The sequence below is a fragment of the Flavobacterium granuli genome (assembly GCF_031456055.1).
Lineage (GTDB): Bacteria > Bacteroidota > Bacteroidia > Flavobacteriales > Flavobacteriaceae > Flavobacterium > Flavobacterium granuli_A.
In genome coordinates, this window is sequence record NZ_JAVDTX010000001.1 from 662353 (window position 1) to 677574 (window position 15222).

At 35.1% G+C, this 15222-nt stretch carries 15 protein-coding genes; 12 read left to right on the top strand and 3 right to left on the bottom strand.

Annotated features, from left to right (window positions below):
• Window positions 1-10: 10 nt before the first annotated feature.
• Window positions 11-442, bottom strand: a complete 432-nt coding sequence (locus J2W95_RS02820) for a c-type cytochrome (protein ID WP_310003734.1) — start codon at window positions 440-442, stop codon at window positions 11-13.
• 432 nt (window positions 443-874) lie between these two features.
• Here J2W95_RS02820 and ric point away from each other — a divergent pair, with 432 nt between their 5' ends.
• The 9 genes from ric (at window position 875) to J2W95_RS02865 (ending at window position 8393) form a co-directional block, all read left to right on the top strand.
• Complete coding sequence (ric, locus tag J2W95_RS02825; protein WP_310003736.1) at window positions 875-1606, top strand: iron-sulfur cluster repair di-iron protein; 732 nt, start codon at window positions 875-877, stop codon at window positions 1604-1606.
• A gap of 29 nt (window positions 1607-1635) precedes the next feature.
• On the top strand, window positions 1636-3741 hold the full coding sequence (locus J2W95_RS02830; protein WP_310003738.1) for a ribonucleoside triphosphate reductase: 2106 nt from the start codon (window positions 1636-1638) through the stop codon (window positions 3739-3741).
• A gap of 53 nt (window positions 3742-3794) precedes the next feature.
• Window positions 3795-3962 carry an anaerobic ribonucleoside-triphosphate reductase gene (gene nrdD / locus J2W95_RS02835; RefSeq protein WP_116763518.1) on the top strand — a complete coding sequence of 56 codons (168 nt, stop codon included), beginning with the start codon at window positions 3795-3797 and terminating at the stop codon, window positions 3960-3962.
• Complete coding sequence (locus J2W95_RS02840) at window positions 3916-4632, top strand: anaerobic ribonucleoside-triphosphate reductase activating protein (protein ID WP_310003742.1); 717 nt, start codon at window positions 3916-3918, stop codon at window positions 4630-4632. Before nrdD ends, J2W95_RS02840 begins: the two co-directional genes overlap by 47 nt.
• Before the next feature lie 55 nt (window positions 4633-4687).
• On the top strand, window positions 4688-5152 hold the full coding sequence (locus J2W95_RS02845) for a hemerythrin domain-containing protein (protein ID WP_310003744.1): 465 nt from the start codon (window positions 4688-4690) through the stop codon (window positions 5150-5152).
• A complete protein-coding gene (locus J2W95_RS02850) occupies window positions 5152-6363 on the top strand; it encodes a hypothetical protein (protein WP_310003746.1) in 1212 nt (403 codons plus the stop codon). Before J2W95_RS02845 ends, J2W95_RS02850 begins: the two co-directional genes overlap by 1 nt.
• Complete coding sequence (locus J2W95_RS02855) at window positions 6360-6809, top strand: CopD family protein (RefSeq protein WP_310003748.1); 450 nt, start codon at window positions 6360-6362, stop codon at window positions 6807-6809. Before J2W95_RS02850 ends, J2W95_RS02855 begins: the two co-directional genes overlap by 4 nt.
• Before the next feature lie 246 nt (window positions 6810-7055).
• On the top strand, window positions 7056-7490 hold the full coding sequence (locus J2W95_RS02860) for an RrF2 family transcriptional regulator (protein WP_310003750.1): 435 nt from the start codon (window positions 7056-7058) through the stop codon (window positions 7488-7490).
• A gap of 159 nt (window positions 7491-7649) precedes the next feature.
• Complete coding sequence (locus J2W95_RS02865) at window positions 7650-8393, top strand: DUF3667 domain-containing protein (protein WP_310003752.1); 744 nt, start codon at window positions 7650-7652, stop codon at window positions 8391-8393.
• A 63-nt stretch (window positions 8394-8456) separates the two neighbouring features.
• Here J2W95_RS02865 and J2W95_RS02870 read toward each other — a convergent pair whose 3' ends face one another.
• Window positions 8457-10283, bottom strand: coding sequence for a hypothetical protein (locus J2W95_RS02870; RefSeq protein WP_310003754.1), 1827 nt, complete (start codon window positions 10281-10283; stop codon window positions 8457-8459).
• Window positions 10284-10541: 258 nt separating this feature from the next.
• On the opposite strand from J2W95_RS02870, the gene nadA reads away from it, so the two are divergent.
• On the top strand, window positions 10542-11468 hold the full coding sequence (gene nadA / locus J2W95_RS02875) for a quinolinate synthase NadA (protein ID WP_310003756.1): 927 nt from the start codon (window positions 10542-10544) through the stop codon (window positions 11466-11468).
• Window positions 11469-11471: 3 nt separating this feature from the next.
• Window positions 11472-13013 carry an L-aspartate oxidase gene (gene nadB, locus J2W95_RS02880; RefSeq protein ID WP_310003758.1) on the top strand — a complete coding sequence of 514 codons (1542 nt, stop codon included), beginning with the start codon at window positions 11472-11474 and terminating at the stop codon, window positions 13011-13013.
• Window positions 13014-13181: 168 nt separating this feature from the next.
• On the opposite strand, the gene J2W95_RS02885 is transcribed toward nadB, so the two are convergent.
• Window positions 13182-14141 carry a phytanoyl-CoA dioxygenase family protein gene (locus J2W95_RS02885; RefSeq protein WP_310003761.1) on the bottom strand — a complete coding sequence of 320 codons (960 nt, stop codon included), beginning with the start codon at window positions 14139-14141 and terminating at the stop codon, window positions 13182-13184.
• A gap of 137 nt (window positions 14142-14278) precedes the next feature.
• Here J2W95_RS02885 and J2W95_RS02890 point away from each other — a divergent pair, with 137 nt between their 5' ends.
• Complete coding sequence (locus J2W95_RS02890) at window positions 14279-15130, top strand: AraC family transcriptional regulator (protein WP_310003763.1); 852 nt, start codon at window positions 14279-14281, stop codon at window positions 15128-15130.
• Window positions 15131-15222 lie beyond the last annotated feature (92 nt).

A 15222-nucleotide genomic window follows, 5' to 3' on the forward strand; every position in this document is an offset into this window, starting at 1 on the left:
TATAATTTAATTATTCTTCTTTAGCTAATGGCGAAACGATACGGTCAAACCCATTCAGATCGATTTTTCCGATCCATTTGAAGTAGGCAACCATCGCATCTGCATCTTGCTCGCTCATATTATAGGCGACCATTTTTCGTCCGTTTGGTGCCCAGGGAATTGGTGACATCAACGCAGCCTTGACATAGCCTTCGCCTCTGCGGTCGAGTACTTTTGTCAGTTCTGGAGCATAATAGCCTCCTTCGCCCATAATGGAATGACATCCCATACAATTGTTCTGTTCCCAAATTTCTTTTCCTCTCACTATTTGTTTGTCAATAGCCTTGTAGTTGGTTTGATCATTTCTGGGCATAAACGAATAAATAGTCAATCCTATAAAGATTAAAAAGGTGACCAAAGTTCCTCCCAGAAAAAATGCTCGTGCTTGTGATTTTGAAAGCATAATAATCTGATTTTTGTTAGTTAATAAATTTCATTTTTAAATAAAGGACAAGTTTGTCTTTTATTTAAATGCAAATATAAAAGATGTTTTTGTCTTTTATGTAATTTTTGATCATTTTTTTCAAATAAAACATTAAATATTTTTCGACCTATACTATATATAAGTGAACTATGAAAATTGATAACTCGATAAGTTTTCAACAATAGAATGTTCTTAAGTCATACCTGAAATATGATTTATATCATGTTCCTACTTTTCAATTAATCGTAAAATTACAAAGACAAAAACAGCAGACCCACCAAGCCTCATTCATTTCTTATTCAAATATTTACACAAATAAAAAAATAACATATTTAATTAAGGATAAACTTGTCTTTTATTAAAAAACCACTTAAATTTGTATTCTAAATTTTAATTATTAAAAACAACATTATGGAAACTTTAGAGAAAATTACAATAGGTGAATACGTAGCAAAAGACTTTAGAACAGCAGCTTTATTTTCAAAATATGGTATTGATTTTTGTTGCAATGGCAATAGAAGTATTGAAGAAGCTTGCGAGAAAAAAGCAGTAAATTCTAATGATTTATTAAAAGAAATTGAAACAGTATTAGCATTAAAAAGTGATTCTGGAATTGATTTTAATTCATGGCCAATCGATTTATTAGCCGATTATATAGAGAAAACGCACCACCGTTATGTAGTGGAAAAAACACCCGTATTGCTTCAATTTTTGGACAAATTAAGCAGAGTGCATGGAGCCAATCATCCAGAATTATTGGAAATAAACGAACTTTTCAAAGGATGTGCAGGAGAATTGGCACAACATATGAAAAAAGAAGAGCTGATTTTGTTCCCTTTTGTCAAAAAAATGGTCAATGCCACTATCACTGATGGCGTAATTGAGCAACCACATTTTGGAACGGTAGAAAACCCGATTGCAATGATGATGCACGAACATGATGCCGAAGGTGAACGTTTTAGAACAATAGCTTCATTAAGCAACAATTACACACCACCTGCAGATGGATGCAATACTTATAAAGTAACATTTGCTATGTTACAGGAATTTGAACAGGATTTGCACAAACACATCCATTTGGAAAACAACATTTTGTTTCCAAAAGCAACTACGCTCGAAAAAGAATTTTCGGCACAATTATAAACAATGTAAAAACACAAAAATCAACAACTATGGGGAATTATGTTATCAAAAGAAATGGAAAGTACAGACCATTTGAAACTTATAAAATCAAAGATGCAATTGAAAAAAGTTTCAAAAGTGTCTCGGTAGTTGTTGATGAAAGTGTTTTTCAAAGTATTATTATTCAGCTGGAAGAGCAGGAAGTATGGTCAGTTGAGGAGATTCAGGACATGATTGAAAAGAAACTTTACGAAAAGGAATACTTTGACGTAATGCGTTCTTTCATGTTGTATCGTCACACCCGAAAATTGCAGCGCGAGCATATTGAAGGCCTAAATGATGACACCACTTATGTAGACAGTACGCAGACAATTGAAGAATACATAGAACAAACTGACTGGCGCATCAATGCCAATGCCAATACTTCTTATTCTAATGCGGGATTGGTAAACAATGTGGCAGGAAAGATTATTGCTAATTATTGGTTGGATAAAGTGTATACCAAAGAAGAAGGCTTTGCGCACCGAAATGGCGATATCCACATTCACGATTTGGATTGTCTAACTGGTTACTGTGCAGGCTGGAGTTTGCGCGTGTTGCTCAACGAAGGTTTCAATGGTGTGAGAGGCCGTGTGGAAAGTAAGGCGCCTTCTCATTTTAGAGAAGCACTTGGTCAAATGGCTAATTTCTTGGGAATTCTACAAAGCGAATGGGCAGGAGCCCAGGCTTTCAGTTCTTTCGATACCTATTTGGCACCTTACGTTTTCAAGGATAATTTAAGTTTTGACGATGTTCTAAAAGCGGTAAGAAGCTTTGTTTATAACCTGAATGTTCCAGCACGATGGGGTCAATCGCCATTTACCAATATCACTTTGGACTGGATTGCGCCAGAGGATTTAAAAACACAAATTCCAACCAAAAATGATCATCATATCTTCGAAGACTGCATTACTTCCGATTTATTGGTCAGAGCTAAAAAAAGAGGGGTATCTAAAGTAACCGACCTTCGTTATGAGCATTTCCAAAAAGAAATGAATCTCATAAACAAGGCATATTATACTGTAATGACTGAAGGCGATGCCAACGGACAGCCATTCACCTTTCCAATTCCAACGGTTAACATCACCGAAGAATTTAATTGGGATGGAGAAAATACCGATTTGCTTTTTGAAAACACCGCCAAAATAGGTTCTTCTTATTTCCAGAATTTCATCGGAAGCCAATATGTTTTGGACGAAAACGGCAATCAGGTTGAAAACGAGAATGCCTATAAACCTAATGCGGTTCGCAGTATGTGCTGTCGTCTGCAATTGGATTTACGAGAATTATTGAAACGCGGTAATGGACTTTTTGGAAGTGCCGAGATGACTGGAAGCATTGGTGTGGTAACCATCAACATGGCTCGATTGGGCTATTTGAATAAAGGAAATAAAGGAAAATTATATAGTGAGCTAGATACTCTTTTATATATCGCAAAATCGACTTTGGAGAAAAAAAGAGTATTTATTCAAGATATGTATGACCGTGGATTGTATCCGTACACCAAACGTTATCTACAACATTTCAGAAACCACTTTTCGACTATCGGCGTGAACGGAATGAATGAAATGATTGAAAATTTCAGCAATGACGATGACAATGTAACCTCAGAAACCGGTATTGAATTTGCTTCTGAAATCTTGGATCATATTCGAAACAGAATGAAAGAATTCCAAGAAGAAACTGGAAATCTTTACAATCTGGAAGCAACACCAGCCGAAGGAACTACATACCGTTTTGCAAAAGAAGACAGAAAACGTTTTGATGACATAATACAAGCTGGACAAGATGAAAATGTTTATTACACAAACAGCTCACAAATCCCAGTGGATTTCACACAAGATCCATTTGAAGCCTTAATGCTTCAGGATCAATTGCAATGCAAATACACGGGAGGAACTGTCTTACACTTGTATATGAGCGAAAAAATAAGCTCTCCAGAAGCCTGCAAACAGTTCGTCAAAAAAGTGATCACCAATTTCAGACTGCCATACATTACCGTTACACCAGTATTTAGCGTATGTCCAGTGCACGGTTATTTAAACGGAGAACACGAATATTGCCCGAAATGCGACGAAATTATAATTGAAGAGAAAGCGAAATTTATAGAATCTTAGAAATTCATTTAACCGAAAAGTTCAAATAATTAATAACTAAAAATCCGAAATATATGAAACTAACGACAAACCAGATTCTGGAACAAAATCAAGAATTGCGCACCAAATGTTTGGTGTACACAAGAGTAATGGGCTATCACAGACCCGTGGAAAGTTTTAACATAGGAAAAAAAGGTGAACACAAACAACGAACTCATTTTACTGAAGGAAAGTGCTGTTAAGCCAATTTATAGCTTAACCCCATTTACATTATTGGATTACCCGCATAAATCAGCTTGCATACTTTGGTTTGCAGGCTGTAATATGCGTTGTCTTTATTGTTACAATCCCGAAATAGTTTTTGGGAAAGGAATCATCTCATTTGAAAATGTCCTTCAATTTTTGAAAGGCAGAAGCCATTTGCTGGATGCTGTTGTTTTTAGCGGAGGCGAATGTTTACTTCATAAAAAGAGTATTTTATTTATTGCCGAAGTCAAAAAAATGGGCTTTTTAGTTAAAATTGACACCAATGGTTCCCAACCCAAAGTATTGGAAGAACTTATCACGAAAGAACTTATCGATTATGTGGCACTGGATTTTAAGGCAATGCCAACGAATTTCGAGAAGATAACCCAGTCAAAACTTTTTATTCCCTTCGAAAAGTCATTACATTTATTGCTCCAAAGCAAAATTCAATTTGAAGTTCGCACAACGGTGCATTCTGAATTATTAAAGAAAAATGATATTCAACAGATGATTTCCTATTTGGAGAAAATCGGTTATATCGGAAATTATTATATCCAACATTTTGTGAATGGAGTTCCAACCATAGAAAAACTGGGGCATTCATTCAAGGAATTGGAAAACGAAAATCTTTCGACAGAAAAAATAAAAGTGCATTTTAGAGGATAGTTCCTAAAACCAAATGCATTATTTTGAAACTATTAAATGCATAAATTTTAATCAAATGAAACCAACTACGCCATTAAAAAGAGCTCCTGAGTTAAAAGCATTTAGTCACGATCACCACCATGGTTTACTTCTCTGTTGGAAAATTAAAACCGGAATGGCGAAAAACATCGAACTGAAACGAATCAAGGAATATGTAAATTGGTTTTATCAAAGCCATCTGCAAACGCATTTTGAATTGGAAGAAAAATACATTTTCTCTATTCTGGATGCAGATAATGAACACATTCAACAAGCATTGAAAGAACACAAACGTTTAAATGATTTATTCAAAGCCACATCAGATTTGGAAACAAATTTAAAATCCATCGAGAAAGAACTTGAAGCACATATTCGTTTTGAGGAACGTATTTTATTTGCCGAAATTCAAAAATCGGCTACAAAAGCACAATTGGAAACAATTGAAGAAGTTCATTCAAAAGAAGCTTTTTTAGAAAATGAAGATGCTAATTTTTGGAGCTAATGAGGAAATATTGGATATTAATTTGTTTCGTTAATTTTTTCATTGCTTCGCTAATGGGACTGTTGCTTCGATGGATGTATGTCGCCCCGATTGAAGGAGTCAACTTTCAGTTTTTGATGCATGGACATTCGCACGTTGCGATGTTGGGTTGGGTATATTTGATGTTGTACTGTTTGATTTTTCATTTTTTTATTCCAAAAGAAGCGCAACAAAAAACTATTTACAACCGATTGTTTTGGGTGACCCAACTGGCCGTAGTCGGGATGATGATCGATTTTCCAGCACAGGGATACGCTTTTGTGTCTATACTCTTTTCGACTTTACATATTTTTTGCAGTTACTATTTCTGCTACTTAATTTGGAAAGATGCCAAACCTGCCACTTTCCCTGAAAAAAAAATGTTGCGAACGTCTTTGTTTTTTATGATGTTCTCCACATTGGGAGTTTGGTGCCTTGGGCCTGCAGTAGGATTATTGGGAAAAGCAAGTGCATTTTATCAAATTGCGATTCAGTTTTTCCTTCACTTTCAATTTAACGGATGGTTTCTATTTGCGATTTTAGCTCTGTTTTTCAAACAAGTCAAGTTAAATATCAATGAGAAAAAATTCAACATGTTCTATAATTTATTTGTTATAGGAACGGTATTGACATTGGCATTACCGGTGAGCTGGTATCTTCAAAATGCAATTTTTTATTGGATAAATGCAGTTGGGGTTGTAATTCAATTGCTTTCGGCCGTGCTTTTTATTCAGCTTATTCAACCTCAATTTCAAGCGTTTTTTGCTCCGCTTTCTTCATTGGAAAAAACGGTTTACCAATTTGCTTTCTTTTCATTAGCCTTAAAAATAGTTATTCAGTTGGTTGTTTTAGTTCCTGAGTTAGCACATGTTTCACATCAGATTCGGAATTTTGTGATTGGATACATCCATTTGACGATGTTAGGAATTATTACTGGTTTTTTGTTTGGTTTTGCTTTTCAAAATGGTTTTATAGACTCGAAAAGCGTGATTCAAAAATGGGGAACACTCTTGTTTTTATTAGGATTTGTGGCTACCGAAATCCTTTTGTTCCTTCAGGGGATTTGGCTATTTTTGAACAAAGGATCATTCCCAGATTATTATTTAAATTTATTTCTGTCAAGCATCTTTTTACCAACGGGACTTTTGCTATTGACAATTGGTATTTCTAAACTTAAATCAAAAATTATATGAGCCATCATTTATTGTTAATCATTCATCTTTTGTGTGCGAGCATTTGGGTTGGAGGACATGTATTGCTTGTCTTTGGCCATTTGCCACAGGCTCTTAGGGAAAAAAATCAAAATATAATCCTCGACTATGAGCGAAAATACGAACCGGTTGGAATGACTGCATTGGTTTTGCTAGTAGTTACCGGAATTATGATGGCTTATAAATATGGTGTTAGCATTGAATATTGGTTTCATTTTGAAACGCCAATCGAAAAAGTGGTTTCAACAAAATTGCTTTTGCTTTTGCTGACCGTGCTTTTTGCATTGAGCGCTCAATTCCGCGTATTGCCAAAACTTAAAAACAATCCCGGTAAACTTCCCGAAATGACTTTCCATATTATATCTGTTACTTTGATTGGAGTTTTGATGCTTGTTTTTGGATCTTTTGTGCGTTTTGGAGGGTTTTGATTTTGCAAAGTTCTTTGGTTACGATAATTTTTTTTCAGCTGTTGCTTGCGTGAGGGATTGAAGTGGAGCTCTTTTTTTATACCATTTTTTTATGGGATAAAAAAAAGCGGGAACGTAAAACCCGACCCGTAGTTTTTACGGAGGGACACGCCCAAAAAAAGAAAAATTTGATTAAAAACACAGACATTTAAAGTCATTCATATTAATAGAATAAAACTTATTCCTTAAATTTGTAAAAAACGAATTATGTTTTCAAAAACTTGTGAATACGGCATTAGAGCCACCATTTTTATCGCTTCTGAATCTTATCAGAACAAAAGAGTCGGACTCAAAGACATTGCCAAAAAGATTGATTCCCCTGAGGCTTTTACTGCCAAAATTCTTCAAATTTTATCGAAAGACAACATTATAAATTCCATAAAAGGTGTTGGTGGTGGTTTCGAAATTCCAAGGGAGACAATGAAAGAAATCAAACTCGCACAAATAGTGAATGCTCTGGAGGGCGACCGTGTTTTTACTGGTTGTGGTTTGGGTCTCGCCCATTGCTCCGAAGATCATCCCTGTCCCATGCATGAAAAGTTCAAGTCTATCCGAAACGAATTGGCCTTTATGCTCGAAAACACCAATCTCGAGGAATTGGCTTTGGGAATTAAGACTGGGGATACTTTTTTAAGATATTGATAGATCGTAATTATCGAGTTCCATAACACGAAAAACATCCCTTATAAACTAATTTACTGTCAGTTATCCTTACTTTTTTAAAACTATGTAAAAATCTAGTATATTTACTTGATAAAAATTTTGCTTCCATTTTTTTACAAAAGCTAAAAAACAAAAAAAATGACTACCATTTGCAAAAACTGCCATCAAACATATAAGGGTCATTATTGTAGTAACTGCGGACAAACTGCAGAGACTCATCCTATAAACTTACACTTTTTATGGCATGATATTCAGCATGGATTATTCCATTTTGACAATGGAATAACTTACACAGGCAAGCAACTTTTCACCAGACCAGGTCATTCGATTCGAGAATTTATAGAGGGAAAAAGGGTAAAACATTTCAAACCCCTTTCGCTGGTGATGGTATTGGCAACAGCTTATGTGGCTTTAATTCATTTGCTTCACATTGAGTTAATTGTAAAAACAAATGCCCCAGTCGACCCCAATGTCCATATTGATCCTGTAAAAATTGGGGAATGGATACAATCCCATTTTGCTTGGATCACGATAGCGTTTATACCCATACATACTATCGGCACTGTTATTACTTTTAGAAAACAAGGCTATAACTTTTTTGAATATTTTATCCTCAACACTTACAAGGCTGCACAAAAATTATATATTTCCTTATTATTTATCCCGGTATTCTATTATTATAGTGGAACTCCAGCAATCAATACAATAACCAAAATAATAGTTCTCATAGATTTTGTCTTGTATTTTTGGACCAATGTGCAGTTTTTTAATCATTTGTCAAAAACTAAAACGTTCTTTTTAACACTATTAACCCATATCATATTCTGGTTTATTGTTTTTTTTATTGCTATCTGTGTACTATTCATTATGGGTAAGGTTTAAACTAAAATCCATAAAAAAAAGACTTGATTTTCATCAAGCCTTTTTTTTAATTTCAAATAGTTTTTAAACCGCTACTGCTACTACTTGTTCAGGAATACAAAGATCAATCAGTTCATCTTTATATTGTTTCAATTGTTTTTCGATGTTTTGCTTACCTTTCACAAACCAATTATTCGAAGCAATTAATGATTGATAATATTCGATTCCCTCATTCAGATTACTTTTGAAAGTTTTCAGTTTTTTGGCTTGAGGCGCAGTGATTTGTTCTGAAAATTCATTGATTTCTTTTTTCAAATAATCCATGTACATTTTCAATTCATTGATAATTACATTTGGACGCTCTTTGTTTCCAAGAACGGAAGCATTCCCATAAATGTGTTTTACCATATCAGAAAGTGAAACTTCTTTATCGAAATAAGCCAAATTTGGACCTGGACAAATAACAACTCCTTGAGGCTGCCCTTTTATTTTTATGTTATTTTCAAGATATGAGGCATTCGCCAAACCTACGCAAAGACAAGATTTCTCGGTAATGCTATTTTTTCTTCTATCAAAAGCTTCATTGGTCAATGTATCCTTTATGGCATCCAACTCTTCCAATTTTAAATCTTGATAACTTTTAGAAGCTGGACACATTCCTTTTGGTCCATATTCTTTACTCAAAGCCAAGAATTTTTTAGGGCAAGAACTTCCCGCTTTTTCTTCCTCGATACGTTTTTGCTTGTAATACTCATTCGTGGTTCCTTTCACCGCATTGAAAGGAATTCCAAGAGGCGAAATATGGCTCAAATAAAAATCGTCTTCTTTGGCTTTTTCCAATAATGCTCTAGTTTCGGCATCTACAGAAGTAGCTTCGGGAACCAATAAAAATGGTGAACCCCAACCCACAGAATCCACTTGATAGTGTTCTAACAAAAAGTCATGTTCTTCGGCAGTTCCGATACCACCTTGAACAGTAATTTTTAATTCAAATGGTGTTTCAGGAACTGGCAATCCTTTTATTTCCAAAGCTTTTATCATCAACTCATGTGCTGATTGGATTAATTGCTCTTTCTTTTGTTTGAATTCTTCCAAAATAGGTCCCAACAAATATCCATCGGTAGCAAAGGCGTGTCCTCCACAGTTTAGACCTGATTCGATTCTATATTCAGAAACCCAAAGCCCTTTTTTGGCTAAGAAGTTTCCTTGTATCATTGCCGAGCGAAAATCACTTACTTTCAAGATAATTTTCTTTTGCAATTTATTATTGGCATCCGGATAAAAAACAGGGAAATTTTCAAAATAAGCATACAGTCTAGGATTCATCCCTGCAGAAAGTACTACTGATGATGACAAATTACTGTTTGCAAAACCACGAAGAGAAGCATGAGCATCATTAAACTCAACTGGTAATTGTTCGTTTTTAACAAAATTGTCTTTATCGACTTTCGTCATGATATTAACATCAATTTCACCAGGAGAAAGATTCTCTTCAAGATAATTTTTGATAGTATCTTTAAATGCGATTCCGTTGTCGATTAAATCTTGAAGTCCTTTTTTTATTTCGGATTTATTTGGTAACATCGCGATATAATTATCCAAAGCTTGTTTGCTTTCTGTCAATTCAGCTTTGAATTTTTCGAATTTATCTTTCACGATAGTGTCCATCAAATTCAAATAAGATGTAACACGTTCTGCACGATAATCATGGATCTTTTCTGTGATTTCCTGATACGGCATTTTGAATTTTTCGCTGTAAAAAGCGTTCATTCTTTCAATCAAATCATCATCAATGATAGATACGACAGATGAAATTCCATATTGAGCCACACGTATCGGACTGTCAATAGTATAAGCCAATCCCATCACTGGAATATGGAAAGTGTGTAGTTGTTTTTTAGCAGTAGTCATAAGCTTAATAATTGGTTTAAAAACTTTATGCAAAGATCACTATACTAATTCGCTCAAAACCTGATAAATATCATATTCCTATGAAACATATTCCGTTAAATTTGCAGGTTGCAAAAACCACAAGGCCAGTTTTTTAACAAAAACATTATTTTTGAGACTTTTAGAAAGCTTTCAGAAACGTGTAGCTTCAAAGTTTTACCTTATATTTGCATAGAAATTAATCTTCAATTAAAAAAACACCATTAAAGTTTTTAAAAAATGAAAAGTCTTAAAGAACGTATATTGGAATTAAAAAAAGAGAAAAATGCGGTAATCTTAGCGCATTATTATCAAGAATCCGATATTCAAGATGTGGCAGATTATGTAGGAGACAGTTTGGGTCTATCCCAAGAAGCAATGAAAGTAGATGCCGATATTATCCTTTTCGCAGGAGTTCATTTTATGGCCGAAACTGCCAAAATATTAAACCCCACCAAAAAAGTAATTTTGCCAGATTTGAAAGCCGGCTGTTCACTAGCCGAGTCTTGCCCTGCAGATTCATTCAAAGAATTTACAGAAGCACATCCCGATCATATCGTAATCACTTACGTAAACTGTTCTGCCGAAGTGAAAGCATTGACAGACATTGTAGTTACCTCTTCAAATGCTGTTAAAATTGTACAATCGATCCCATTAGACAAACCCATCATTTTTGCTCCCGATAAAAATTTAGGAAAATATGTAATGGAACAAACGGGTAGAGAAATGCTGCTTTGGGATGGTTCTTGTGTGGTTCACGAAGCTTTTTCATTGGACAAACTTGTGGCTTTGTACAAACAAAATCCAGATGCCGAAATCATTGCGCACCCAGAATCTGAAACACATATCCTAAAAACGGCCAACTACATTGGTTCTACCGCAGGAATGATCAATCATGTAAAAACCAGTCCAAGTAACAAATTTATTGTTGCCACCGAAGCGGGTATTTTGCACAAAATGAAACAAGAGGTTCCTAATAAAATACTGATACCGGCACCTTCAAACGAGGATAACACTTGTGCTTGCAGCGAATGTGGGTATATGAAAATGAACACTCTTCAAAAAGTATATGATTGCTTGCTGAATGAAACTCCGGAAATCAATGTTCCAGACGACATTAGAGAAAAAGCACTAATCCCCATCGAACGCATGCTCGAATTATCATAATCAATGATTACAACCAACTATTTAATTATAGGTTCCGGAGTGGCAGGCTTAACTTTTGCACTCAAAATGGCCAATCGTTTTCCTGAGAGAACTGTTACCATTATCACTAAAGCAACCGCAGACGAATCCAATACCAAATACGCACAAGGAGGTATCGCTATTGTTACCGATAAAACCGAAGATTCGTATCAAAAACACATTGAAGATACTTTGATTTGCGGTGATGGATTATGCGACGAAACCGTAGTTAAAATGGTTGTTACCGAAGGTCCCAAACGATTGAAAGAACTTGTTGAATGGGGCGCTCAATTTGATAAAAATGCCAAAGGAACTTTTGATTTAGGTAAAGAAGGAGGCCATTCTGAAAATAGAGTGGTACATCATAAAGACCAAACTGGTCATGAGATCCAACGTGCCATTTTGGAACAGGTAATGCAAAAAGAAAACATTACAGTTCTTGATCATCACTTTGCATTAGAATTAATTACAAACGAAAATCGTTGCATAGGCGCCTATGCCCTTGACGAAAAAACAAACGAGGTAATCACCTACCAATCCGATTTTACATTACTGGCCACTGGCGGTATTGGACATATATACGGACACACTACTAACCCAATTATTGCCACTGGAGATGGAATTGCGATGGCTTATCGTGCCAATGCTACCATTCAGGATATGGAATTTATCCAATTTCACCCAACGGCTTTATTTGACAAAAGTGTTGGTTCCAAATTTTTAATATCCGAGGCTGTTCGTGGTTTTGGAGCTCGTTTGAGAACCAAAAAAGGAGAATTTTTCATGCTCAATTATGACTCAAGAGGCGATTTAGCATCAAGAGATATTGTTTCGCAGAGCATTGATTTGGAACTCAAAAAATCGGGTGACGAATGTGTGTATTTGGATTGCACGGATTTAGACATGGAAGGGTTCAAAAATCATTTTCCAATGATCTATCAACACTGTAAAAATATTGGTATTGATCTTGAAAAAGATTGGATTCCTGTTGTTCCTGCCCAACATTATTTGTGTGGCGGAATAGCAGTTGACATCAACGGAAAAACATCCATAGAAAATTTATTTGCTTGTGGCGAATGTTCTAGAACAGGTTTGCACGGCGCCAACAGACTGGCTTCAAACTCACTTTTGGAAGCTTTGGTATATTCGGATAAAATATATCATTACTTGGCAGAAAATCCTTTTATTGAACCAAAAACTACTAGTACCATACCAGCTTGGCCGTTCCAAAACAAAACAAAAATCGATCCTGAATACGTTGCCCAAACCAAGGCTAAACTACAATTGTTGATGCGTCAGAACGCAGGAATCGTTCGATTTGATTCAGATTTATTGAAAGCAAAAGAAGCACTCAAAAACCTCCAAAACGAAATTGACGAGAAGATACAAAATTATCTTCCTTGCACCGATTTATACGAATTGAATAATATGATTGATATTGGAAACCTTATTGTTCAGCAATCGATTGACCGTAATGGCAATGCTGGTGGATTTGTGAAATTTGAATCTAAGGATATTAAACAATAAACGTTTAAAAATAAATTTTAAAAAGTCCCTTGACAGTTTATGTTTAGGGACTTTTTAGCTTTTAATTTGCTATTCAATGACAAATAGTAAAGCAATAGCTATCTATTAACTATTGCAAAAACTATATTGAGTTATAAATAATTTTGAAGTTGACTGAAATCAGAAATTTTACCATTTTTTAAGTCCAAGAAGTTTTTCTCCAAGTTCCGAAAGCTCCGCAACTGGTTGTTTACTCTCTCGTTTCAAAGGATCACCTGGAAAAGCATAACCTTCTGGCACGTGTTTATTTTTCCATGCATTTATTCTCCATTCACGCATTTCTTCATTGTCTTCTTCAGCGGGTATCATAGCAATATATTGAGCAATACGAACTGTATTTTCGCTATTATTTGGCCTAATACCATGAGGTTGTGAGCTATTGAAAATCAACAGATCACCTGCATTCATTTTGACTTTTACCATTTCAAAACCAGTCGTATCAGGTTTGAAATGATCACGATCTTCAGGTTGTGTTAATTTCCAGGTATCATAAGTTCTAAAGAGTTCTGGAATACATTGAAAACCTCCCATGTTTTCGTCATTTTGATCTGCCAATGCCAATACACCCTGAACATTTTGTGGTTTCGTTTCTGGATCATAATCCCAATGAATAAAACCTTTATATTCATGACCTGGTCGAATAGGTAAGTTAAGGTTGGCACGATCAATAGTGACCCACAATTTTTCGGTTCCCCAGATATCAGCAAAAGCCTGATGAACTTTAGGAAATTGACGGTTGTCCCACAAATACTGATGATTATATATCTCTACCATCCCAGTATTGTTGAGTTCTGACATTTTCATTGAAAGTGTAGGCTTATACCAAGTTTCAGGATCATTAGCCTTTTTCCCTTCATATTCCCATAGATAATCAGCCAGCTTTTCTGCTTGCTCCCTTGGCACTGCATTTTTAACCACTACATAGCCATTATGAATCCAGAAAGTCCATTCTTCTTCCGTTAATACGCGCAGTTTTTCGCCATTACTACGATCGCTTAATTTTACTTTACTGCTTGTTGCAACTGATGGGTTTCCAGGAATTTCTTTATGTGCTTCATTCAACCCATTATTCATTGTCATTGTTTCCATTTTTTTATTATTTAAAATTGATAAAGCAAAGTTCAGCGTAATATCGGCAGTGAATAAATTCTAAAATGATCGATATGCGCTCTATATTGACATTTTTAACTAATTTTACACCAACATATAGTTAACGTGAAGCTACAATGAAAATAAAGAAAGAAGAAATTACAATCCAACCAGGAAAATCATTTCGTGTTTTTACACCTAGTTTACGGAATTTTTTTTTCTGGCATTATCACCCAGAGTTCGAATTGGTCTATGTTGAAGCTATTGCGGGTATTCGTCATGTCGGCAAAAACATTTCAAGTTTTGTAGAAAGTGATCTCGTGTTAATTGGCTCTAATGTTCCTCATCTAAATTTCGACTATGGATTGCAAACGGAGTACAAACAAATTGTAGTTCAGCTCAAAGAAGATTTTTTATCAAATCTGATTGTCCCTACCGCCGAGTTTACTGACATCCGTACTCTTTTTGACAAAGCCTATTTAGGTCTGTCTTTTTATGGAAAGACAAAAGAACAAGTGGTAGCCAAACTCAAAGAAATGCAGTCTCAGAATAATTTCAATTCTTTACTGGTCCTTTTTGAAATATTGAACATAATGGCTGGATCTTCTGAAGTGCATCAATTGAATACCGAAGACACGAGAATAAAGATGTTCATGAATGATAAAATCAGAATGGGAACCATATACGATTACATTCATAAGAATTATGACAAAAAACCAGATGTTAATGACATTGCCTCTATTACAAATTTGAGTACAGCTGCTTTTTGCCGTTATTTCAAAAAGCAGACGAACATGACATTCACTGAATTTGTAAATCAATACCGAATTACTCAAGCCAAAACTTTACTTTTAAAAGATCATAATGTATCAGAAGTAGGATATGCCGTTGGGTTTGAAAGTATGTCATACTTTAATAAACTTTTTAAATCATTGGTTGGACAAACTCCTTCATCATTCAAAAAAACAATTCTTGTTCCGGCGAATTAGGTAATTATTACAGACAGTTTATAAAACAAAAAAGCCCTGAAATATTTATAGTTCAGAGCTTCCTATTTTTCATACTCGTTGAAAAATTTGCC

Bases quoted from the DNA above. Each gene is read 5' to 3' on its own strand.
- J2W95_RS02850 (WP_310003746.1), top strand. From the start codon at position 5,152: ATGAGGAAATATTGGATATTAATTTGTTTCGTTAATTTTTTCATTGCT.
- J2W95_RS02855 (WP_310003748.1), top strand. From the start codon at position 6,360: ATGAGCCATCATTTATTGTTAATCATTCATCTTTTGTGTGCGAGCATT.
- J2W95_RS02885 (WP_310003761.1), bottom strand. From the start codon at position 14,141: ATGGAAACAATGACAATGAATAATGGGTTGAATGAAGCACATAAAGAA.
- J2W95_RS02865 (WP_310003752.1), top strand. From the start codon at position 7,650: ATGACTACCATTTGCAAAAACTGCCATCAAACATATAAGGGTCATTAT.
- nadA (WP_310003756.1), top strand. From the start codon at position 10,542: ATGAAAAGTCTTAAAGAACGTATATTGGAATTAAAAAAAGAGAAAAAT.
- J2W95_RS02830 (WP_310003738.1), top strand. From the start codon at position 1,636: ATGGGGAATTATGTTATCAAAAGAAATGGAAAGTACAGACCATTTGAA.
- J2W95_RS02820 (WP_310003734.1), bottom strand. From the start codon at position 442: ATGCTTTCAAAATCACAAGCACGAGCATTTTTTCTGGGAGGAACTTTG.
- nrdD (WP_116763518.1), top strand. From the start codon at position 3,795: ATGAAACTAACGACAAACCAGATTCTGGAACAAAATCAAGAATTGCGC.
- J2W95_RS02870 (WP_310003754.1), bottom strand. From the start codon at position 10,283: ATGACTACTGCTAAAAAACAACTACACACTTTCCATATTCCAGTGATG.
- ric (WP_310003736.1), top strand. From the start codon at position 875: ATGGAAACTTTAGAGAAAATTACAATAGGTGAATACGTAGCAAAAGAC.
- J2W95_RS02890 (WP_310003763.1), top strand. From the start codon at position 14,279: ATGAAAATAAAGAAAGAAGAAATTACAATCCAACCAGGAAAATCATTT.
- J2W95_RS02860 (WP_310003750.1), top strand. From the start codon at position 7,056: ATGTTTTCAAAAACTTGTGAATACGGCATTAGAGCCACCATTTTTATC.
- nadB (WP_310003758.1), top strand. From the start codon at position 11,472: ATGATTACAACCAACTATTTAATTATAGGTTCCGGAGTGGCAGGCTTA.
- J2W95_RS02845 (WP_310003744.1), top strand. From the start codon at position 4,688: ATGAAACCAACTACGCCATTAAAAAGAGCTCCTGAGTTAAAAGCATTT.